Source organism: Streptomyces sp. NPDC041124 (assembly GCF_055592385.1).
In genome coordinates, this window is sequence record NZ_JBVIYR010000002.1 from 677,203 (window position 1) to 698,287 (window position 21,085).

A 21,085-nucleotide genomic window follows, 5' to 3' on the forward strand; every position below is an offset into this window, starting at 1 on the left:
TGGCGTCGTGCGAAGCGCCTCATCCGCGGCACCTCGATTCGGTGATCGCGATGCCGGTCGGCGGCTTCGAGCCGTCGGAGGTGGTCACTGCGCTCACGCGTGCCTCGCAGAGGTAGAGGTTGAACCACGACCCGTAGGAGGACAGCCGGGCCAGGGCGGTCATCTTGGCGGGGCTCCGCTCGAGGAAGTCCTCGATCCGCGGCAGGTGGCCGCCGAGGCCGGTGGAGAGCCGGCCCAGTTCGCGGATGTCCCGCTTCAGGGGCGCCCGCCCGTCCTCGACGAGGCCCGCGGTGACCGTGGTCAGGTCGCCCATGGCGGCGACCGCCTTGCCGAGGGGTTTGCGGTCGTCGTTGAAGCCGGTGACGAGGTCCTGGAGGGTGACGACGAGGTCGTCGAAGCTGTCCTCGCGGTCGTTGAGGGTGTCCAGGACGGTGCTGAGGTTGTCGACGACCTGGCCGATCACCTTGTCCTTGGCGGCGACGGTCGTGCTGAGGGAGCCGACGTGGCGGATCAGGCTGTCCACCGTGGCGCCCTCCCCCTGGAGCACCTGCACGATCGATCCGGCGAGTTCGTTGACGTCCTTCGGGGACAGTCCCTCGAACAACGGCTTGAACCCGTTGAAGAGCAGCGTCAGGTCGAGGGCCGGCGTGGTGCGGTCGAGCGGGATGGTGTCGCCCGGCTCGAGGGTGCCGGTGAGGTCGCCGCTGCCACGGCCGAGGGCGACGTAGCGCTGGCCGACCATGTTGAGGTACTTCACGGCGGCGGTGGCCGACCGGGGCAGCCGGCGGTCGTCGCGGACGGTGAAGGTGACCTGCGCGGTGCGCCGTTGCACGACGCGGACGTCGGTCACCTCGCCGACCTTCACTCCGGAGATGCGCACGCTGTCGCCGTCGACGAGTCCCGTGACGTCGGTGAACAGGGCCCGGTAGGTGCGGGTTCCGGTGTCGACGCCGGTACTGGCGACACCGATGCCGAGCACGGTCGTGGCGATGCCCGTGACGATCACGAAGACCAGGGACTTGAGCAGCGGCCCGGTGAGCGGGCGGCGGCGGGTGTGGGCGTTGTCCGCGCGGGTCATCCGAGCGTCACCTCCGTGCCGCGGTAGGCCGGGCCGACGAGCAGGCTGCTCCAGTCGGGCAGATCACCGGGCGTCCGGCCCGCCGCGGGCGCGAGCAGTTCGTTGACCAGGTCGTTCTCCTGCGGCGAGTTGGCGGGCCCGAGGTCCTGCTCGACGGCCGCGGACGCCTGCGCGGCGGGCCGGGCCAGGGTGCCGAGGTAGGGCACGGAGGGACAGCGGGGACCGCCCCCGGCGTCGTACACGGGGGTGTCGCGGCCGGGCAGGTAGGCACCGCGCGGGGGGACCGCGGTGACGTCGACGTGGATGCCGGGCCGGTCGGTGCCCTTGCCGAGCACCTTGTCCATGGCGGGGACGAACTCGGCGAGGGTGCGCAGGGTGCAGGGGAAGGACGGGGAGTACTCGGCGAGCAGTTCCAGGGTGGGCCTGCCGGTCGCGCTGAGCCGGATGATGGTGTCCTTGTTCTTCCGCAGGAAGGCCGTCACGTCCTCGGCCGCGCGGGTGGTGGCGCCGAGGGTGCGGGCGTAGGCCGCCTCCTGTTCGGCGAGGGTGCCGCTGGTGGTGGTGAAGTCGGTGAGCGCCGTGATGATGTCGGGCGCGGCGTCCGCGTAGATGTGGCCCACCTCCACCAGGTGTGTGAGGTCCCGGTTGAGGGCGGGCAGGTGGGGATTGAACTCCTTGAGATGGGCGTCCAGTCGGACGAGGGTGTCGCCGAGCCGGTCGCCGCGCCCCTCCAGGGCCTGGGAGACGGCCGACAGGGTCGCGGACAGCTTCTGCGGCTGGACCGCGGTGAGCATCGGCAGCACGTCGTCGAGGACCTGCTGGAGTTCGACGGCGTTCTCGGAGCGGTCCTGGGGAATGACGGCCCCGGCGGCGAGCGGCCGGTCCGAGGGACGCTTCGGCGGTACGAGGGCCACGAACCGTTCGCCGAACAGGGTGGTGGGCAGCATCTGCGCCCGGACGTCGGAGGGAACGTCGTCGAGGGCGCCGGGTTTCATGGCGAGGGTGAGCCGGGCGCCGGTGTCGGTGGCGTCGATGGCGCGGACCTCCCCGACGACGACCCCGCGCAGTTTGACCTCGGCGCCCGGGTGCATCTCGTTGCCGGCGCTGCCGGTCTCGACGACCACCGGGTCGGACGGGGTGAACCGCTTGTCGTAGACGGCGACGGCCAGCCAGACCAGCAGGACCGGCACCAGCAGGAACACCACCCCGGTCGACCGGAGGCGCAGCGTCCGGCCTCGTGCTCCGCTCATCTCACCCCGCCACCTTCACGGTCGTGGTCGCGCCCCACAGGGCGAGCGACAGGAAGAAGTCGGTGACACTGATCAGCACGATGGCGTTGCGCACCGACCGGCCGACGGCCACGCCGACGCCGGCGGGACCTCCGGTGGCGCGGTAGCCGTAGTAGCAGTGGGCGAGGATCACCATGACGCTGAAGATCAGCACTTTCAGCACCGAGAGCAGGACGTCCGTCGGGGAGAGGAAGAGGTTGAAGTAGTGGTCGTAGGTGCCCCGGGACTGGCCGTTGAACAGGACGGTCACGTAGCGGGACGCGAGGTAGGAGGAGAGCAGCCCGATCGCGTACAGCGGGACGATGGCGACGACCCCGGCGATGATGCGCGTGGTGACCAGGTAGGGCATGGAGCGGATGCCCATGCCCTCGAGGGCGTCGACCTCCTCGTTGATGCGCATGGCGCCGAGCTGGGCGGTGAAGCCCGCGCCGACGGTCGCCGAGAGGGCGAGTCCGGCGACGAGGGGGGCGATCTCGCGGGTGTTGAAGTAGGCGGAGACGAATCCGGTGAACGCGGCCGTGCCGATCTGGTCGAGGGCCGCGTAGCCCTGGAGTCCGACCACGGTCCCGGTGAAGAGCGTCATCGCGATCATCACGCCGATGGTGCCGCCGATGACGCCGAGGCCGCCGGAGCCGAACGCGACCTCGGCTAGGAGGCGTTGCACCTCCTTGAGGTAGCGGTGCAGGGTGCGCGGGATCCACAGCAGTGCCCGGACGTAGAAGATCAGGTGGTCGCCGGACCGGTCGAGCAGGGCGAGCGGGGAGGCCATCGGCCTCAGCCTCCCTTCGGCGGGACGATCTGGAGGTAGATGCCCGTCATCACCATGTTCACGAAGAAGAGCAGCAGGAAGGTGATGACGACGGACTGGTTGACGGCGTCGCCGACGCCCTTGGGGCCGCCGCGCGGGTTGAGGCCGCGGTGGGCGGCGACGATGCCCGCGATGAAGCCGAAGACGAGTGCCTTGAGTTCGCTGACGTAGAGGTCGGCCGGCTGGGCGAGCGCGGAGAAGCTGGACAGGTAGGCGCCGGGGGTGCCGCCCTGCAGGATGACGTTGAAGAAGTAGCCGCCGAGGGTGCCGACGACGGAGACCAGGCCATTGAGCAGGACGGCCACGGCCATGGTGGCCAGGACCCGGGGGACGACCAGGCGCTGCACGGGCGAGACGCCCATGACCTCCATGGCGTCGAGCTCTTCGCGGATCGTGCGGGAGCCGAGGTCGGCGCAGATGGCGGAGCCTCCGGCGCCGGCGATCAGCAGGGCGACGATGAGCGGGCTCGCCTGCTGGACGACGGCAAGGACGCTGGCGCCCCCGGTGAACGACTGGGCGCCCAGCTGCTGGGTGAGAGAGCCGACCTGGAGCGCGATGACGGCGCCGAAGGGGATCGAGACGAGGGCGGCGGGCAGGATGGTGACGCTCGCGACGAACCAGAACTGCTCGACGAACTCGCGCAACTGGAAGGGTCTTCGGAAGACGGCGCGGCTGACTTCGGCGGCGAGCGCGAAGAGCCGGCCGGTCCCCCGGAGCGCGCCGATGATCATGTGCCGCTCCCGGCGGCGGGCACCGTCACGGTGGGGGCCGCGGCCTTCGCGGCGTAGGTCTCGCGGATGGCGGAGCGCGCGGCGGGCGGCAACTGATCCATCATGCCCATGACACGCTGGTGCCGTCGGGCGACGGCCGCGCGCGGCGGCAGGCCGGGCGACGGTTCCAGCTGGGGAACGATCCTGCGGGGCGGGGCCGGGGGCGCACCGGCGTCCGCCTCGGCGGCGAGGGTGGCCGCGTCCTTCTCCTCGGACATCCCGATGGGGCCCTCGCGCCGGCCGTCGAGGAACTGGGCCACGACCGGCTCCTCGCTGGTGAGCAGCACCTCGCGCGGGCCGAAGGTGACCAGCTCGCGCCGGAAGAGCATCCCCATGTTGTCGGGCACCGTGGCGGCGATGTCGAGGTTGTGGGTGACGATCAGCATCGTCGCGTCGATCTGCGCGTTCAGGTCGATCAGCAGCTGGGAGAGATAGGCCGTGCGGACCGGGTCGAGCCCCGAGTCCGGCTCGTCGCAGAGGATGATCTGCGGGTCCAGTACGAGCGCGCGGGCCAGACCGGCCCGTTTGCGCATGCCGCCGCTGATCTCGCCCGGCAGTTTGCCCTCCGCGCCCAGCAGCCCGACGACCTCGATCCGCTCCATGACGATGCGGCGGATCTCCGACTCCTTCTTGCGGGTGTGCTCGCGCAGCGGGAAGGCGATGTTGTCGAAGAGGGACATGGACCCGAAGAGGGCTCCGTCCTGGAACATCAGCCCGAACAATTTCCGGGTCTCGTAGATTTCCCTTTCGGGGCTGTTCACCATGTCCACCCCATTGATGAGAACACGGCCCTTCTCGGGTTTGAGCAGCCCTATGAGCGATTTCAGGAAGACGGTCTTTCCGGTGCCGGACGGACCGAGCATCACGCTCACTTCTCCGGCAGGAAGGGTGAGTGTCACATCCCGCCAGATGCTCTGCTTGCCGAAGGACTTGGTCAGCCCTTCCACCACCACTTCGATTCCCATATCACCTCCACCGGACGTGTGTCGGATGCGCACCGCGGGCGCAGTCAAGTCGGCGCGGGACGCCGTGACAACGGGTACGACGCCGGCTTCCCGCGACCCCTCCGCTCTTTGTCACCGCGCAGACAACATGCGGACCCCGCACTTGTCTCCGCGGAGACAGGCAGGGTCCCGCGACTCCGGGAGGGGTGGAGCCCCCGGAACCCTGCCGACGGAGTCCGGCCACGAGGACGCAACCGTGGAGGATCACCCGTCGCGGTGACAGGCCGGCAGGGGGGCGCCGACCTGGAACCGCGCACCGCACCGGCACGTTACGGCCGAGTAACCTCAGCGGGCAATACAGGAAGGGGAGTTTCCCCGGAGATCCGCCACAGCTCCCCCGAACCCCTCAGCGGGCAGACAAGAAATGGCCGTGGAATTGTCACGCGGTGAGCCTCGCCGCCCGGCGCGGCCGACGGACCGGCCACCCCGGACACCAGCCGGCGCGCACCTCCGCTTTGACAGTCGGTGACTAAGTCGAGCCGTCGGCCACTCACCCAGGAAACAGATGGTTGCGCTTTTCAAAGAATCATGAACGGTGCCATTGTCCGGCCGAGTTACCCGCCCGTAACGTCAGGGACCGCGGACAGGGACCATCGAGCCGCGGGCCGCACGGCCCTCCCCTCGAACGATTCGGCCACGGCCCATCTCTGGCCAACCCCAAAGGAGTCCTGAAGCGATGAAGAAGAACTCGAGAAGGTCCGTCGTCGTGGCGGGTGCGGCCGCGGCCGCCTTCGGCCTCACCATGGCACCCGCTTCGGCGGTGCCCTCCACGGTGTGGACCGTCACCCCCGTGGGCAGCTACACGGCGACGAACAGCAGCAACATCGTGCTCACCGCCACGATCCCGATGACGTGCACGACCTCCGGCGCCTCGGGCAGCATGGCGAGCGCCACCGGCAACCCCGCCACCGTCGCCACCATCAACGCCATCAACTTCGGCACCTCCGCCTCCCCGTGCACCAGCGTCCTGGGCAACGTCACCACGGTGGCGGTCACCCCCTGGACGGTCGTCGCGCAGGACTACACCGCCTCCACCGGCGTCACCAAGGGCTACGTCGGCAACGTCAAGGCCAACGTCACCGCCGGCGCCTGCAAGTTCACGGTGACCGGCAAGGCCTCGGCCACCTACACCAACTCCACCGGCGTCCTGTCGGTCAGCAGCGTCGCGGGCGAACTGGCCGTCAGCGCCAGCCCCGCCCCCGTCAACTGCGGCTCGGTGGTCACGACCGCCACCAAGCCCACCTTCAAGGGCAACTACACCATCAAGGCGTCGAACGGCAGCATCCCGAAGATCGTCGGCTCCAACCCGTAAGGCACCGCCCGTCCGCGTCCGCCCGGCCGGCACTCCGGCCGGGCGGACGCGGGCCTGCCCGCCCGGTCCTCGCACGCCGGTCCCGAACGAGTCGAGTGGAGCTGTATGAGAGGCCATCGTGCCGCCGCACCGCGGCTGTCCCGCGTCCGCGCCAGGGGCGCCGTCATCGGTGCGTTCGTCGTGACCGCCGCCCTGGTCCCGGCCACCGCCACCGCCGCGGGCACCCAGGAGGTCGACGCCGCACTTCCCTACGTCTGTACGCTGCCCTCCGGGAAGCAGCCCGCACAGGTGAGGATCTCCGCCGTGTTCCCGGAGCGGGCCGAGGCCGGCAAGCCGGTCGAGCCGACCGGTGTCACCACCGCCGTGGAACTCCCGGCGGAAGCCGTCGCGGACCTCACCGCGCTCGGGGCCGTCACCGCACGGCCCGCCACCCGCCTCACCGTCGGCGTCGCCCAGGACGGGGCCACGGCCGAGGTGACCTGGCGGGGCACGGCGGAGCCGGTGCCCGTCCCCGGGTCCGGGACGCTGGCCCTCACCACGACGGGGGACGTGCCCTCGGTGACCGGACACGGCAGCGGCGAGCTGACGTTCTCCGCCGGGTCCCTCGCCGTCGACCTGGCCCTCGCCACCGCGGACGGTGCCGCCGCCGGGACCGGCGCACTGACCGTCGACTGCTCCCCCGCCGCGGGGGAGGAGCGGAAGCCGCTGGCCACCGTGCCGGTCGGCGCGGGCACGCGGGACCCGGGCGGCACGCCTGCCTCCCCCGGTGCCTCACCCGGATCGTCCGGTTCACCGTCCGCGCCGCCGGACGGGCCGGAGAGCCGGCAGGGAGACCGGGCACCGGAGGTGGTACAGGCCCCGCCCGGCGGCACCGCCGCGGACCGCGAGGCCCCGCCGTGCCGCTACGACGACGCGTACCCGTCCACGTCGGCCTCCCTGAACGCCTACATCACCGGCTACACGAACGTGACCAAGCTGAAGGGCGCCTCTCTGCTCCCCCTCTCCTGCGTGCTGATCGAACAGGGCCCCACCGACATCGAGTTCTTCCCGGACTTCACCGGGGGCTATCTGACCCAGCACTCGGAGGGCACGCTCCGCCATCAGGGCCGTGCGCAGACCCCGCCGTTCGAGGCCACCTTCCTGACCTTCGGCTTCACCCCCACGAAGGCCACCATGGTCCTGGAGCAGACCGGCCCCATGACCATGGACGCCCGCGGCGAGACCTCGTTCATCACCTCGTACACGGAGCTGGAGACCCGGGTACGCATCCCGGTCGTCCTGCGGGTGACCGCGCTCGAGGTCAACGGGGTCCCCCTGGAGGTCGGGTCCGGCTGCAGGACGAAGGGACCGCTGCGCTCCCTGGAGCCCGAGCCGGAGAAGTTCCCCGGCGCCCACCTGCTGCTGACCGGCAGCAGCACCCACCAGCCCCCCGACCAGCCCGTCGGCTACCTGCTCAGTTCGGGCGGTCCGCTGACCGGGGAGATGACCATCCCGGCCTTCACCGGCTGCGGAAGCGGCGGCGAGAACATCGACCGCCTCCTCACCGCCTCCGTCTCCGGACCCGGCAACTACGTCAAGCAGACGCAGGGCCAGACGTGCGCGGTGCAGGTCTTCAACCCGGACGAGTGCACCGAGGACCTGCAGCCCCTGAAGATCCCCGTCGCCGAGCGCTGAGCCGTACCTCCCCGCTCCCCTTCACGGAAGGCCACCCCCATGTCGACACCGCGTCCCCGCATCCGACTCGCCACCGTCTCCGCCCTGACCGCACTGGGCGCCCTCGCCTCCCTGGGCACCGCGACCGCCGCCGAGCCCCGGCTGAACGGCGAATGGGGCCCCTTCACCCGCTGCCCCGTGGACGCCCCGGCGATGCTGGCCGCCGACGGCCTCGCCCGGACCCCGCAGTGCGTGGTCTCCACCTCCGCGAGCGGCTCCATCAAGCTCGGCAAGACCACCGTGGTCACGGGGCGGACGAACCTGCAGATGGGCATCGTCCAGAACGCCGACGGCACCAGCAGCGTCGTCGCCCCGCCCTCCGGCGCCCTCGTCGCCGACTCGGCCACCGTGCCCGGCGGCCTGCTCGGCCTGATGTGTCCGAGCAACGTGCCGCTGATCACGGCGATCTGCAAGTCGCTCGACGACTCCTCCCTCAACCGGATCACCGCGACCATGGAGTCCGTCGGCGCGCCCTACGCCTTCGACCAGACCGCGGGCATCCTCACGGACCTGCCCATCGTCGCCCTGCCGGTCCGGATCCACCTGGAGAACCCCCTCCTGGGCAGCAAGTGCTACATCGGCACGGCCGCCGACCCCATCCTGCTGCGCCCGGAGAACCGCACCTACCCGGAGTTCGGGATGAGCTTCTTCTCCGGCGACGGCACACCCGACGAGGCCGGCGAGATGAGCCGGATCAACCTCACCGGCGCCACCCAGAACGACAGCACCTTCTCGGTCCCGGCGGCCACCGGATGCGGCCTGGACGTCGGCCTGATCAACGCCGCGGTCAACGCCAAGTCCGGACTGCCTTCCGCCTCCGGGAACAACAGCCTCACCCTCAACGACACCCGGACCCACCTCAGCGGCCTCAACGCACCCGGCACGGCCGCCCCCGACGCGGGCAAGGTGCTCGCCGAGAACTGGCACTCCGCCGTCGGGTAACGGCCACGCGGCGGCGGTTCCCGGCCGTCCCGGCGACCGGGTCGTTTGCTTCTGAAGCTTTTCCGATCACAACGGTGTACAAAGCAACGAAGTTGATTTAGCTTCAGCGTCCCAGACCGGCGCGACCCGGCGGGTTCGGGGGCCGTCCGCCACCCGGACGGCCCCGCCCGGCCGCCCGCCGGACACGTCGGAGATCAAGGGGTGGCTGATGCCCACGACCGCACGGTCCCCGGAGGCCGGTGAACCGCTCGAGCCGTTACCCAGAAGGTTCGCGACCTTCATACGGCCGGAGCTGCCGGGGCTGCTGAACGAGATACGCAGCGAGGTCACCCGGGCCTACCCGGTGTACGGCCGGCTGCTCAACGGCCCGAACGGGGACGCGATCCGCCAGGGCGTGGAACAGGCGCTGGTCGCGTTCGTGGACCGGGTCGCCGACCCTGGCCGGAGTTCGGAACTGCGGGACGAACTGCTGCGCAGGTTCGGCCGGGTGGAGGCCTACGAGGGCCGCGACCTGGAGACCCTGCAGAGCGCCTACCGGCTCGGCGCCCGCATCGCGCTGCGCCGGGCCAGGACGGTGGGCCGGCAGTACAACCTCTCCCCCGCCCTCATCCTCGCCTTCGCCGACGCCCTCTTCGCCTACGTCGAGGAACTGGAGGCGGTCACCCGCGAGGGGTACACCGAGGTGCGGGAGCGGGCCACGTCCGAGATGACCGCGTTACGAAGACAGCTGCTCCATCTGATCCTCGCCTCGTCCCCGCTGCCCCGCTCGACCCTCTCGGAGCTGTGCGAGTCCGCCGCCTGGGAACTCCCCGCGACGTGCACCCTCATCGCCCTCCGCCCTCCGGTTCCGGACCACATCCAGGCCGCCCTCGACGGTGACGTCCTCGCCGACCTCGACATCCCGCAGCCGCACCTGCTCGTCCCCGGGGACCTCACTGCGCACCGCCTGACGATGCTCGGTACGGCGCTGGCCGGCACGCGTGCCGCCGTGGGCCTGACCGTACCGGTCGCACAGGCCGCCGATTCCGTCCGCTGGGCGCGTCGCGTGCTCCAGTTCGTCGACGACGGCGTGGTGCCCGACGCTCCGCTGATCCGGTGCGAGGACCACCTGACCACGCTGTGGCTGCTGTCCGACCCCGCCCTCGTCGGTCACCTCGCCGCCCGGGAACTGGCCCCGCTGCGCGGGCTGCCCCCCAGCCGGCGCGACCGGCTCGTCGAGACGCTCCGGGTACACGTCTCCACCCGGGCCTCCGCCGAGCAGGTCGGCGAAATGCTGGGCGTCCACGCCCAGACCGTGCGCTACCGCCTGCGGAACCTGGACACCTACCTGGGCGACCGCCTCAGCGACCCCGAACGCCGCTTCGCCATCGAGGTGGCCCTGCGCTCCCTGCATCTGCGGAACGACCACGGCGGAGGGTGATCCCCCGGCCCGTGCGGGCGGCGGCGCGCTGCCGCGCGGGCCCGCCCGCACCCAGCCGCCGGTCAGTCCTGCGGGCACTCCCTCCACGCGAGGTGGCAGACCGTGCCGATGTCCCCGTCGGTGGAGTCCATCGTCATGAGAGTGACCTCGTCGGACGACGAGGACCCGGCGCTCACGCGCAGCTCGGTGCTGATGTGGAAGGTGCGCCGGACCCCGCAGGGCGCGTGGACCAGCTGCGCCCAGTCGGTCCCGTCCGTGGCCCGGCGGGTGAAAGGGGCGGCGCCGTTCGGGGAGAATGACCCACCAGCACCCCTTGTGACACCCGTACCAGGAGGCGCTCCCTTGGAGCTCAGCAGGCGCACCTTCACCGCTCTGGCCGGCACGGCCGCGCTCGGTCTCGCCCTGGCCGGCAGCGGCGGGGCGGCGCCCGGCGCGGACGGTCCGCGCGTCGTGCCGACCGGTCCGCCGCCCCCGGCGCCGCGCGCGGACGGCAGGCGCCACCGGATCGGCCACGACGGTTACTCCCTGCTGGTCGACGGCCGGCGCCTGGTGCTGTGGTCCGCCGGAATGCCCTTCTACCGGCTGCCCAGCCCGTCCCTGTGGCGGGACGTGCTGCAGAAGCTGCGCGCCCACGGGCACAACGCGGTGAGCGTCCCCGTGCCGTGGAACCACCACTCCCCCGCACCGGGCACCTACGACTTCACCGGGGTGCGGGATCTGAACCGGTTCCTGGACATGGCCGCCGAGGAACGGCTCTACGTCGTCCTGCGGCCCGGCCCCTACCTCGGCCCCGACGTGGACGCCGGGGGCCTGCCCGGATGGCTGACGGCCGCCGCCGGGACCGCGCGGACCGACGACCCGGAGTACCTGCGGCACGTCGACGAGTGGCTGAGCGCCGTCAACGCCATCGCCGTCCGGCACCTGTTCACCGCCGGCGGCGGCACCGTGCTGCTCTACCAGTTCGAGGACGCGAGCGCGGCCCCCGGCGGCGACGGCCCGGCGGGGCGCGCCCACCTCGCCCACCTCCACGCGAAGGCGCGCGCCGACCGCATCGACGTACCGGTCCTCCACGGGGGCCGGCTGTCCGGCGACCGTGAGGGCGGCCCGCGGGCGCCCGGCTTCCGCGCCGGCGCCGGACACGAGCGGACCGGTCACCTGACCGACCTCGCCCGCGGCATCACCGCGCACGACGTCCCCACGGTGTTCGGCGGCACCCCGTGGGGGTGGCTGCCCGGGACGGGCGGCACCGGCCCCCACGACTCCGGCGCACCGCTCGACGAGGCCCGCCGGCCCACACCGGAGCTGGCCCCGCTCCAGCAGTTCGGGCACCTGGTGCGGACGGTGCCCGACCTCGCCCGGCTGGACCGGGCGGACCGGGTGCGGGCGGCGGACGGACGGCTGAGCGTGGAGCACCTGGCCAACCCCGACACCGGCGCCCAGGTGTACGTCGTGCGCAACGACTCCGGCGAACGCGTCCGCTCGATGCTGCCGGGCACCGCGGTCGAGGTGCCCGTCTCGGTGGCCCCGTACGACGCCAAGCTGCTGTTCACCGGTCTGGCGCTGGGCCGGCGGAAGCTGGCGTACACCACCGCGCAGCCCCTGCTGAGCATGGCCGCCGGACGCCAGGACGTCGCCGTGTTCGCCGGCCGCGCCGGTGAGACGGCACAGGTCGTGCTGGACTGCGAGACCCAGCCGGAGGTGTACCGGGCGGACATCGAACCGGCGTGGACCTACGACCGGGGCCGGCTGAACGTCGTCGCGGCGCTCGGCGTGGGCGGGCTGGGCCGGGTGCTCGTCAAGAAGGGCGACTCCGACGTCCCCCTGGTGCTGCTGTTCGCCGACGACGCCACCGCACTGCGGCTGTGGCCCTACGAGACCCCGTCCGGTTCCCTGCTGGTCTACGGTCCGGCGATGCTCCGCTCGGCGACGCTGCGCGGCGACACCGTCCACCTCGTCGGCGACGTCGTCGGCGAGACCGGGGTGGAGGTGTGGGGGCCGCGCGGGATCACGTCCGTGACCTGGAACGGTCAGCCGGTGCGCACCTACGTCGGCCGGGCCGGGAGCCTGGTGATGGAGGGCATGGTGCCGGACGCGCCGGACGTGCCGCTGCCGGAGCTGGGCGGCTGGCGGCGCCGGTCCGGGAACCCGGAGTCCCGGCCGGACTTCGACGACTCGGCGTGGACGGTGGCCGACCGCACGTCGTCCCACAGCACCACGCCCGTGCCCGGTGACGGGCCCGTCCTCTTCGCGGACGACTACGGCTTCCACCACGGCGACGTCTGGTACCGGGGCCGGCTGACGGACACGCGCGGCATCACCTCGGTGTCGCTGTCGTACAGCACCGGGCCGCACGGTCTGCTGATGGCCTGGCTGGACGGGCGGCCGCTCGGCACCCACCGCATGCCGGCGCCGGACGAGGACACCGCGGACCGGGGCACCTGGACGGCCACCGCCACCTTCACCGTGCCCGGGGAACTGCGCGCGCGGGGGCGGCACGTGCTGTCGGTGCTGGTCCGGCCGACGCAGCACGACGGGGACGAGCGGACGCGGGACGCGTACAAGGCCGCGCGCGGGCTGACCGCCGCCGCGTTCGGGGGCGGTGCACGGGACATGGAGTGGCGGATCCAGGGGGCCGGGTCGCCGGACCGGTCACGCGGGCCTCTCAACAACGGCGGGCTGCACGGGGAGCGTCACGGCTGGCACCTGCCGGGGCACGACGACCGGGACTGGCGGCCGGTGGACCTCCCCCGCGCGGAACGGCGCCAGGGCGTGACCTGGTACCGGACCGGCTTCCGCCTCGACGTCGATCCGGAGCTGGACGCCTCCGTCGGACTCACCCTCGAGGACGACCCGGAGCGCGCCTACCGCGTCCAGGTCTTCCTCAACGGCTGGAACATGGGCCAGTACCTCAACGACGTGGGCGCCCGCCGCACCTTCGTCCTGCCGAACGGGATCCTGCGCACCCGGGGGGCCAACACCCTGGCCCTCGCGGTGCTGTCCGACGGCACCACCCCCTCCGGGCCGGGCGAGGTGCGGCTGACGCTGCTGGGCGCGGCCCGGGGCGGGGTGCCGGTGGAGCCGGTGGAGACCCGGGACGCGGTGGACTCGACCGAGGGGTGAGCCCACCGCGCCTGCGCCGCCGGTGCGGCTCACGCGGGCCGGATCAGGCCAGCCGGATCACGTTCCAGGACAGCGGCTCCAGCACGGCCGTGAGGCGGCCGTCGTCCAGGGTCGTGCCCTCGGCCGCGTGCGGGGCGACCCGCTCCGGCTCGGCGAGGGTGTTGCGGGCGTCGGGGTCGGCGTCGGACAGGACGCTGTGCTCGACGACCGAGGTGAGACCGAGACCGCCGAGCGCCACCTCCAGCGGGAGCGGCTCGGTGCGGCACCGGTTGACGGCGAAGACGGTGACCGTGCCGTCCTCGGCACGCACGGCGGTGGCGTGCAGCAGGTCGGCCTCGCCGTACTTCTCCGTCTCGTACGTCGGTGAGTCCACGCGTACGTCCAGCACCTCGCCGCGGCCGTGCGCCGAGGCCTGCGCGAAGGGGAAGAACGTCGTCTGCCGCCAGGCCGGGCCGCCGGGCTCGGTCATGATCGGGGCGATCACGTTGACGAGCTGGGCGAGGCAGGCCACGGTCACGCGGTCGGCGTGCCGGAGCAGCGCGATGAGCAGCGAACCGAAGACGACCGCGTCGGTGACGCTGTAGCTGTCCTCCAGGATGCGCGGCGCCTCGGGCCAGTCCAGGGCACCGACCTGCGCCTCGGTGCGGGACATGTACCAGACGTTCCACTCGTCGAAGGAGAGGTTGATCCGCTTCCCGGACTTCAGGCGGGCGCCGACGTGGTCGCAGGTGGCGACCACGTTCTCGATGAAGGACTCCATGTCGACGGCGGAGGCGAGGAAGGAGTCGATGTCGCCGTCGTGCGGCTCGTAGTAGGCGTGCAGGGAGATGTGGTCGACGAGGTCGTAGGTCTCCATCAGGACCGTCGCCTCCCACTCGGCGAAGGTCTCCATCGACTGACCGGAGGAACCGCAGGCGACGAGTTCGACACCGGGGTCCATCTGCCGCATGGCGCGGGCGGTCTCGGCGGCGAGACGGCCGTACTCCTCGGCGGTCTTGTGGCCGGTCTGCCAGGGGCCGTCCATCTCGTTGCCCAGGCACCACAGCCGGATGCCGAAGGGGTCCTTGTCGCCGTGCCCGGCACGCAGGTCCGACAGCGCGGTGCCGGAGGGGTGGTTGGCGTACTCCTGGAGCTGCAGGGCCTCCGCGACGCCCCGGGTGCCGAGGTTGACGGCCATCATGGGCTCGGCCCGGGGGCCGATCTTCCTGAGGAACGCGATGTACTCGGAGAGGCCGAAGCGGTTGGTCTCGGTCGACCGCCAGGCGAGGTCGAGTCGGCGCGGGCGGTCCTCCACCGGGCCGACGGAGTCCTCCCACCTGTAGCCGGAGACGAAGTTGCCGCCGGGGTAGCGGACGGCGGTGACGCCGAGCTCCCGGACGAGGTCCAGGACGTCCCCGCGGATGCCGTCCGCGTCCGCGGTGGGGTGGCCGGGCTCGAAGACGCCGGTGTACACGCAGCGGCCGAGGTGTTCCACGAACGAGCCGAAGAGACGGGGGTTGACTTCACCTACGGTGAAGGCGGGGTCCAGGGTGAAACGGGCAGTGCGCAAGGTCTTCCTCTCAGGAGTTCGGTTTCGTCCACGGCCGCGCGAGGGCTCGCCGCGACCGTGGCGCACGACCGGCCGGCCGTTCTTCCGGCTCGGGGCGCTGTCGGGCCAGGGCGTCCCCTGCCCTGCCCCGTCCGCTCATGGATGGTGCCCACCCCTCGCCCCTACGGTGGTGTTCGACATATCGGATGGCGCTCGTCACTTCGAACGGGACCGTAAGCGTGCTGCCCAGGCGCGTCAATGGTGCGGACGGGAACCCGGGTGGGAACCCGCGGCGGGACGGTCCGCGCGGCGCATCGCCTGACGCGGGCGCTCCCGGCCGCGTAGGCTCGAACGGCCTTGTGTGCGGCGGCCGATGAGAGTGAGGGAACACGATGGCGTTCGCGGACGCGGCCCTGGGCCCCGCCTCGTCCCTCAGCGCCTTCTACACGTCCTTCTGGTGGATCCCGGCCGGCGTGCTGGCCGCCGCCCTGGCGATCAAACTGCCGACGATCATCCGGCTGTGGACGGACCCGCTGCTGCGCGCGGTCGGCGGCCTGCTGCTGCTCGCCTGCGCGGTGTTCGTGTTCGTCGCCCCGTCGACCATCGCCCTGGTCAACCGGGTCACCGGGGTGCCGAACATCTCCGCGCCCCTGGTGTACTCGCTGCTGACCGCCTTCTGCGCGTCCTGCCTGGTGCTGATCATCGCCTGGCGCGACGGACTTCCCGAGCACTCCCCCTCCACCCGCCGCGCCACCCGCTGGGTCGTCTTCGTGTACGGGGGCGTCATCGCCGCGCTGTGGGTGCTGTTCGCCCTCGCCGACGTGCCGGTGGAGCGGACCCGTGACCTGGACACCTACTACGCCACCACGCCGTTCATGCGCGAGGAGATCCTGCTGTACCTCCTCGCGCACACCACCGCCGTCCTGATCACCTCGAAGCTGATCTGGAACTGGATCCGCACCGAGGGACTCGACGCCTGGCTGCGCTGGGGACTGAAGTTCCTGGGCATCGGCTACGCGCTGAACCTCGCCTTCGACGCCGCCAAACTCACCGCCGTGGGGGCCCGCTGGAGCGGGAACGACCTGGACTGGCTCAGCCTGCACGTCGCCCCGGCGCTGGCCTGTCTGTCGGCCGTGTCGATCGCGGTCGGCTTCATCCTGCCGCACGCCGGCCAGTACCTGCACGAGCGCTGGCGGATCCGGGTGGCCCACCGCCAACTGCGGCCCCTGTACCTGCTGATGCGGACCGCCCACGGCTCCGGACTGCCGATCGTGCTGCGCGCCGGACCCGAACTGCGGCTGACCCGGCGCGAGACGTTCATCCGTGACGTGCTGCTGCCCCTGGCCCGGCGCACCGACGAACGGCTGCGCGAGCGGTCCTACGACGCCGCCCTCGGCCTCGGACTCCCGCCGGAGCGGGCCAGGGCGGTCGCCGCGGCCGTGGTGATCCTCGACGCGATCGCGGCCGGTCCCGGCCGGGACGAGGGCGGCCACGAGGCCGACACCACCGAGCTGCTCCGCGAGATCGGTGCGCTCTCCCGCGCCCTCGGCCACCCCGACCTCCTGCGGAAGGTCCGCGCCCGCGCCATGGCACCCGGGGACACCGTGGCGGTCACCGAGTGACCGTGCCACCCGGGGAACTGGCCGGGAGGCCACCCGACTTGGCATATTGCACAGGTGACCGAGCGACACCCGGCGGAACAGGGAGACAGCGGTGCGTACCAGGAAGGAGATGCGTCGTCTCGCTGACGCCCTCATCGACCCCATCGACGTGGCGGTGCCGGCCGACCCCGACGTGCTCTTCGACGCGCTCGTCGCCTCCGTCAGCGCCTGGCGGGGGCGTGAGGTCGTCGTCCACCGGGCCGCGTTCCCGCCCCGTACCGCGAGCGGCCTGTGGCTGGAGCGGGAGGGCCACGACGACGTGGTGGTGGACGAGCGGGCCGCCGTGTGGCACCAGATCGTGATCTTCTGCCACGAGGTGTGGCACATGAACCGCCGGGCGACGGACCGGGAGGCGGGCGCGCGTCCGGCGGCCGTCGCCGCGCGCACCGACTTCAGCCTGGCCGAGGAGCAGGAGGCCGACCGCTTCGGCATGCTCATGGGCCGCCGGCTGCGCACCTGGCTGGAGCCCCATGCCGACGCGGGCCACACCCCTCCGGCCGGCGCCGGGGACCCGCAGGACCTCGCCGGCCGCATCGGGGCCGCGCTCAACTACCGCGGGACGAAGAGATGAGCGGCCTGATCAACTACGTCAGCTGCGGAGTGCTGTGGCTCGGGCTGCTGGTGAAGGCACCCGACCTGCTGCGGCACCGGCGCGACCCGTACCTGCGGGCGATCTGCGCGGTGCTGGGCCTGGCGGGCCTGTGCTTCTTCCTCGGGGCGCCGCCGACGGTCGGCGCCGTCAACCGCCTCGGCGGCGTGCCGAACCTGGCCGCGCCGCTCACCTACGCGGCGATCACCGGGTACTGCGCCGCCTCCCAGGTCCTGATCGTGCACTGGCGCGGAGGGCCCCGGGTCCGGCGCACCGCCCGCCTCTGGGTACTCGGCTACGCCGTCGTCGTCCTCGGCATCGCGGTGACGTTCGCCCTCGGGGAGGCCCCGGTGGAGCGCCGGACCGACCTGGACACCTACTACGCGAGGACCCCGTTCATCGCCCAGATGATCCTGCTGTACCTGCTGGCGCACCTCACCACCGTCACCGTCACCACGGTGTCCGCGCTGCGCTGGGCACGCCGGGTGCGGGGCGGACTGCGGGCGGGGCTGGTCCTGCTCGCCACGGGCGCGCTGTGCGGGGCCGGGTACAGCGTGACCAAGCTGATCGCGGTGGGTGCCGGCTGGTCCGGACGGGACTGGTCGGCGCTCGGCACGACCGTCTCTCCGGCCGCCGCCGCACTCGGCGCCCTGCTCACGGTCGTCGGGGTGCTGGTGCCGCTGGTCGAGCCCCGGGCCGCCGAGTGGCGGCGGGCCCGGCGGACGTACGCGCGGCTCGCCCCGCTGGAGCGGGCACTGGAGGAGTTGCTCACCCGCCGGGCGCTGCGGCTGCCCCGCCCCCGGTTCGCCTCCCCCACCACCCGTCTGATGTGGCGCCGGACCAGCATCCACAACGCGCTCGGCCACCTCGACGCCTACTTCGACCGCGAGGTGTACGACCGGACCCGCGCCGGCGTGCTGGCGGCGACGCGGGACCCCGAGCGGGCGGAGGCCGCCGCCTGGGCCGCGGTGATCACCACGGCGGTGCGGCGGGAGGCGGACCCGGCGGGGCCGGTCACGGCCCCCGGCGGCGGCGCCCGGCTCCCCGGCCGGGTACCGGACCCGGCCGTGCTCGACCGGATCGCCGACGCGCTGGCCGGGACCGTCCCGGTGCCGACGGCCCCCGCCGTCGCGAGCGGCACGACGACGGCGGGGACGGCGTGAACCGGCGCCCGGCGGAGAGGAGCCGGCCGGCATGAGTCTCGTCGTCTACCTGGCGGCCTTCGTGTTCGGGATGACCCCCGTGCTGCTGTTCCGCCGCCCGCGCACCGCCGTGCGCAACCCGCTGACCGTCTCCACCTGCGCGGCGATCGTCCTCGGCGCGCTGGTCTTCGTCTGCGCCGCCCCGGCCACCCTGGCAGCCGTCAACGAGTTCACCGGCGTCCCCAACTTCGGGGCTCCGCTCACCTACAGCGTGCTCTGCGCGTACAGCTGCGCGGTGCTGGTGCTGCTGATCAACTGGCGGGGCGGTACCCGCGCACGGGTACGGCGCAGGGTGCTGCGCACCGTCACCGCCTACGGTCTGCTGATGACCGCCATCGTCGTGCTGTTCCTGCTCGCCGAGGCGGACACCGAGCGGCTGAGGGACCTCGACACCTACTACGCCAACACGCCGTTCATGCGGGAGATGATCCTGCTGTACCTGCTCGGGCACAGCGCGGCGATGCTGGTGATGTGCGCGGTCTGCGTGAAGTGGGCGCGCGAGGTCGGCGGTCCGCTGCGCACCGGGCTGCGGCTGATCCTGGTGGGCGCGCTGCTGGACCTCGTGGGCTTCCAGGTGGCCAAGTACACCGCCGTCGTGGCGCGTTGGAACGGCCACGACCTGGACTTCCTGTCCACCACGATCGCCCCGCCGATGGCCTCGCTGGCCGCGCTGCTGTGCTCGGCGGGATATCTGCTGCCGTCGGTGGCCGCGCAGCGGCGGGCGTGGGCCGACCACCGGCGGCTGGCCCCGCTGTGGTCGCTGGTGCGGTCGGTGCCCACCGCGCCCAAACCCCCGACCGCGTGGTGGCAGTGGCCCCGGGCCCGGCTGCAGTGGCGCGAGGTGTCGATCCACGACGCGCTGCTCGCGCTGGCACCGTACTTCGACCACACGGTGCGCGAGCGGGTGCGGGACCGCGCCCTGCGCGCGGGCCGCTCCCCGCACGGGGCGCGGCTGGCCGCGGAGGCGGCCATGGTCGCCGACGCGGCACGGCGGGCCGCCGCCGGCGAGGAACCACCCGAGAGCGCCGGCACCTACCGGCTGCACGCCACCGAGGTCCTGGGCACCGGCGGGCTGGTCGAACTGGCCCAGGCGCTGCACCGGCCGCCCGCCCCGGTCACCGCGCCCGACGGCGCGGTGCCGTCCTCCCTACCCGCAACCGTGACCGAACCCGAGGAGCCCCATGTCGCGTAGAGCTGTCGTCATCGGTGCCGGTCTGGCCGGCACGCTGGCCGCGGCCGTCCTGTCCGCCGCGGGGGCGGACGAGGTGGTCGTGCTGGACCGGGACGAGCTGCCCGAAGGGCCGGAACACCGCAAGGGGCTGCCGCAGGGGCGGCACGCTCACCTGCTGATGCCGGGCGGCATGGACGCCATGGAGGAGCTGCTGCCGGGCGCGCAGCTGCGCAAGCGGCTGCTCGCCGCCGGGGCGCACGAGGTATCGCTCAGCTCGGGCATGCTGGCCCTCACGCCCGAGGGCTGGCTGCGGCGGTGGCGGCGCGAGGGCCCCGTCATGCTGACGTGCAGCCGGGCACTGGTGGACTGGGTGCTGCGGGAGACGGTCCGGGAGCGGACGCCGGTGGAGATCCGCCGGGGCGCCGTGGTGGGACTGACGGGGTCCGCTGGGCGGGTGCGCGGGGTGCGGATCGCGGCACCCGGCGGGGACACGGACCTCGAGGCGGACCTGGTCGTGGACGCGAGCGGGCGCGGGACGCGGGTGGTCAGCTGGCTGGACGGGCTCGGGCTGACCGGTGTGCGGGAGCGGGCCGTGGACTCGGGGCTGGTCAACGCCTCGCGCGTGTACCGGGTTCCGGACGGGGCGCAGCGGTTTCCGCTGACGATCGTGCAGCCGAATCCGTACGTGCCGGGGCCGGGCAGGAGCGCGATGGTCATGCCGATCGAGGGGGACCGCTGGCTGGTGAGCTGCGGCGGCTCCCGCGGGGGTGAGCCGCCGGCCGACCCGGAGGGGTTCCTGCGGTACGCGCTGTCGCTGCCCGACCCGATCGTGGGGCGGCTGATCTCCGGTGCGGAACCGCTCACGGACGTGCACCTGAGCCGGTCGACCAGCAACGTGCGGCGGTACCTGGAGGAACTGCCGCACTGGCCGGAGGGGTTCGTGGTGCTGGGGGACGCACTGGCCACGTTCAACCCGGCGTACGGCCACGGGATGTCGGTCGCCGCGTTCGGTGCGCGGGTGCTCGGCCGTGAACTGGACCGCGCCGGTGACCTCCGCACGCCCGGCCTGGCCCGGCGGGTGGTGCGGGGCGCGGCGCGCTCGGCGGACGCGGCGTGGTCGATGGCCGTCAGCCAGGACGTGCTGTACCCGGGGGTGCGGGGCGGGCGGCCGGCCGCGGGCGACCGGGTGATGACGGGGTACATGCGCCGGATGATGCGGGCGGCCACGGGGTCGTACGCGGCGGCGTCGGCGATCTGGGACGTCACGAGCCTGCTCGCGCCCCCGACGCGGATGTTCCGGCCGGGTGCGGTGCTGGCCGCCGTGGCGGGGTCGCCGCTGCCGCCGTCCGTCTCGCCGCCGCTGACGGCGGCGGAGCGGGACGTGCTGCGGTCGCTGGACCGCACGGGGGTGTGACCGCCGGGGGGGTCTCGCCCCCCGCCCCTTCCCTGCCCCGTCCCCGGGGGCGCTGCCCCCGGAC

Annotated in this window: 16 protein-coding genes and 1 pseudogene; 10 read left to right on the forward strand and 7 right to left on the reverse strand. The window is 72.8% G+C overall.

Annotated elements, in window-relative coordinates; genetic code table 11:
• Positions 1–19: 19 nt before the first annotated feature.
• Genes ACZ6A9_RS07545 through ACZ6A9_RS07565 form a run of 5 tightly spaced genes read right to left on the reverse strand, consistent with a single transcriptional unit; the run spans position 20 to position 4,910 of the window.
• Entirely contained in the window at positions 20–1,078 is a 1,059-nt protein-coding gene (locus ACZ6A9_RS07545; RefSeq protein WP_468980182.1) for an MCE family protein, read from the reverse strand.
• Complete coding sequence (locus ACZ6A9_RS07550) at positions 1,075–2,328, reverse strand: MCE family protein (protein WP_468980185.1); 1,254 nt, start codon at positions 2,326–2,328, stop codon at positions 1,075–1,077. The genes ACZ6A9_RS07545 and ACZ6A9_RS07550 overlap by 4 nt, the downstream gene beginning before the upstream one ends.
• A 1-nt stretch (position 2,329) precedes the next feature.
• Entirely contained in the window at positions 2,330–3,136 is an 807-nt protein-coding gene (locus tag ACZ6A9_RS07555) for an MlaE family ABC transporter permease (protein ID WP_468980188.1), read from the reverse strand.
• 5 nt (positions 3,137–3,141) lie between these two features.
• The gene (locus tag ACZ6A9_RS07560) at positions 3,142–3,906 is read right to left on the reverse strand and encodes an MlaE family ABC transporter permease (protein ID WP_468980191.1); all 765 of its coding nucleotides are present in this window, start codon (positions 3,904–3,906) and stop codon (positions 3,142–3,144) included.
• Positions 3,903–4,910 (reverse strand): ABC transporter ATP-binding protein, encoded by a 1,008-nt coding sequence (locus ACZ6A9_RS07565; RefSeq protein ID WP_468980194.1) that lies wholly within the window; start codon positions 4,908–4,910, stop codon positions 3,903–3,905. Before ACZ6A9_RS07565 ends, ACZ6A9_RS07560 begins: the two co-directional genes overlap by 4 nt.
• Positions 4,911–5,625: 715 nt before the next feature.
• On the opposite strand from ACZ6A9_RS07565, the gene ACZ6A9_RS07570 reads away from it, so the two are divergent.
• The 4 genes from ACZ6A9_RS07570 to ACZ6A9_RS07585 all read left to right on the forward strand — a co-directional run bounded on the left by ACZ6A9_RS07570 (position 5,626) and on the right by ACZ6A9_RS07585 (position 10,336).
• Positions 5,626–6,261 (forward strand): hypothetical protein, encoded by a 636-nt coding sequence (locus ACZ6A9_RS07570; protein WP_468980200.1) that lies wholly within the window; start codon positions 5,626–5,628, stop codon positions 6,259–6,261.
• Between the two features lie 105 nt (positions 6,262–6,366).
• Positions 6,367–7,935 carry a DUF6801 domain-containing protein gene (locus tag ACZ6A9_RS07575; protein ID WP_468980204.1) on the forward strand — a complete coding sequence of 523 codons (1,569 nt, stop codon included), beginning with the start codon at positions 6,367–6,369 and terminating at the stop codon, positions 7,933–7,935.
• A 39-nt stretch (positions 7,936–7,974) separates the two neighbouring features.
• Positions 7,975–8,916, forward strand: a complete 942-nt coding sequence (locus tag ACZ6A9_RS07580) for a hypothetical protein (protein WP_468980206.1) — start codon at positions 7,975–7,977, stop codon at positions 8,914–8,916.
• A 208-nt stretch (positions 8,917–9,124) separates the two neighbouring features.
• Complete coding sequence (locus ACZ6A9_RS07585; protein WP_468980209.1) at positions 9,125–10,336, forward strand: PucR-like N-terminal domain-containing protein; 1,212 nt, start codon at positions 9,125–9,127, stop codon at positions 10,334–10,336.
• Positions 10,337–10,398: 62 nt separating this feature from the next.
• On the opposite strand, the pseudogene ACZ6A9_RS07590 reads toward ACZ6A9_RS07585, so the two are convergent.
• A pseudogene (locus tag ACZ6A9_RS07590) lies at positions 10,399–10,599 on the reverse strand (DUF4360 domain-containing protein); the annotation flags it as partial.
• 79 nt (positions 10,600–10,678) lie between these two features.
• Between ACZ6A9_RS07590 and ACZ6A9_RS07595 the strand changes: the two are divergent.
• Positions 10,679–13,456, forward strand: coding sequence for a glycoside hydrolase family 35 protein (locus tag ACZ6A9_RS07595; RefSeq protein ID WP_468980213.1), 2,778 nt, complete (start codon positions 10,679–10,681; stop codon positions 13,454–13,456).
• A 43-nt stretch (positions 13,457–13,499) separates the two neighbouring features.
• On the opposite strand, the gene arfA is transcribed toward ACZ6A9_RS07595, so the two are convergent.
• Positions 13,500–15,005, reverse strand: a complete 1,506-nt coding sequence (gene arfA, locus ACZ6A9_RS07600; RefSeq protein ID WP_468980217.1) for an arabinosylfuranosidase ArfA — start codon at positions 15,003–15,005, stop codon at positions 13,500–13,502.
• A 371-nt stretch (positions 15,006–15,376) separates the two neighbouring features.
• Between arfA and ACZ6A9_RS07605 the strand changes: the two genes are divergently transcribed.
• From ACZ6A9_RS07605 to ACZ6A9_RS07625, 5 genes are all read left to right on the forward strand, one after another.
• Positions 15,377–16,606, forward strand: a complete 1,230-nt coding sequence (locus ACZ6A9_RS07605; RefSeq protein ID WP_468980222.1) for an MAB_1171c family putative transporter — start codon at positions 15,377–15,379, stop codon at positions 16,604–16,606.
• 109 nt (positions 16,607–16,715) lie between these two features.
• Complete coding sequence (locus ACZ6A9_RS07610) at positions 16,716–17,216, forward strand: toxin (protein ID WP_468980226.1); 501 nt, start codon at positions 16,716–16,718, stop codon at positions 17,214–17,216.
• Positions 17,213–18,397, forward strand: a complete 1,185-nt coding sequence (locus ACZ6A9_RS07615; protein WP_468980232.1) for an MAB_1171c family putative transporter — start codon at positions 17,213–17,215, stop codon at positions 18,395–18,397. The genes ACZ6A9_RS07610 and ACZ6A9_RS07615 overlap by 4 nt, the downstream gene beginning before the upstream one ends.
• Positions 18,398–18,428: 31 nt before the next feature.
• Positions 18,429–19,628: an MAB_1171c family putative transporter gene (locus ACZ6A9_RS07620; protein ID WP_468980237.1), complete on the forward strand. Its 1,200-nt coding sequence runs from the start codon at positions 18,429–18,431 to the stop codon at positions 19,626–19,628.
• Positions 19,618–21,021, forward strand: a complete 1,404-nt coding sequence (locus tag ACZ6A9_RS07625; protein ID WP_468980242.1) for an NAD(P)/FAD-dependent oxidoreductase — start codon at positions 19,618–19,620, stop codon at positions 21,019–21,021. The genes ACZ6A9_RS07620 and ACZ6A9_RS07625 overlap by 11 nt, the downstream gene beginning before the upstream one ends.
• Positions 21,022–21,085: the final 64 nt, after the last annotated feature.

Bases quoted from the DNA above. Each gene is read 5' to 3' on its own strand.
- ACZ6A9_RS07545 (WP_468980182.1), bottom strand. From the start codon at position 1,078: ATGACCCGCGCGGACAACGCCCACACCCGCCGCCGCCCGCTCACCGGG.
- ACZ6A9_RS07550 (WP_468980185.1), bottom strand. From the start codon at position 2,328: ATGAGCGGAGCACGAGGCCGGACGCTGCGCCTCCGGTCGACCGGGGTG.
- ACZ6A9_RS07555 (WP_468980188.1), bottom strand. From the start codon at position 3,136: ATGGCCTCCCCGCTCGCCCTGCTCGACCGGTCCGGCGACCACCTGATC.
- ACZ6A9_RS07560 (WP_468980191.1), bottom strand. From the start codon at position 3,906: ATGATCATCGGCGCGCTCCGGGGGACCGGCCGGCTCTTCGCGCTCGCC.
- ACZ6A9_RS07565 (WP_468980194.1), bottom strand. From the start codon at position 4,910: ATGGGAATCGAAGTGGTGGTGGAAGGGCTGACCAAGTCCTTCGGCAAG.
- ACZ6A9_RS07570 (WP_468980200.1), top strand. From the start codon at position 5,626: ATGAAGAAGAACTCGAGAAGGTCCGTCGTCGTGGCGGGTGCGGCCGCG.
- ACZ6A9_RS07575 (WP_468980204.1), top strand. From the start codon at position 6,367: ATGAGAGGCCATCGTGCCGCCGCACCGCGGCTGTCCCGCGTCCGCGCC.
- ACZ6A9_RS07580 (WP_468980206.1), top strand. From the start codon at position 7,975: ATGTCGACACCGCGTCCCCGCATCCGACTCGCCACCGTCTCCGCCCTG.
- ACZ6A9_RS07585 (WP_468980209.1), top strand. From the start codon at position 9,125: ATGCCCACGACCGCACGGTCCCCGGAGGCCGGTGAACCGCTCGAGCCG.
- ACZ6A9_RS07605 (WP_468980222.1), top strand. From the start codon at position 15,377: ATGGCGTTCGCGGACGCGGCCCTGGGCCCCGCCTCGTCCCTCAGCGCC.
- ACZ6A9_RS07610 (WP_468980226.1), top strand. From the start codon at position 16,716: ATGCGTCGTCTCGCTGACGCCCTCATCGACCCCATCGACGTGGCGGTG.
- ACZ6A9_RS07615 (WP_468980232.1), top strand. From the start codon at position 17,213: ATGAGCGGCCTGATCAACTACGTCAGCTGCGGAGTGCTGTGGCTCGGG.
- ACZ6A9_RS07620 (WP_468980237.1), top strand. From the start codon at position 18,429: ATGAGTCTCGTCGTCTACCTGGCGGCCTTCGTGTTCGGGATGACCCCC.
- ACZ6A9_RS07625 (WP_468980242.1), top strand. From the start codon at position 19,618: ATGTCGCGTAGAGCTGTCGTCATCGGTGCCGGTCTGGCCGGCACGCTG.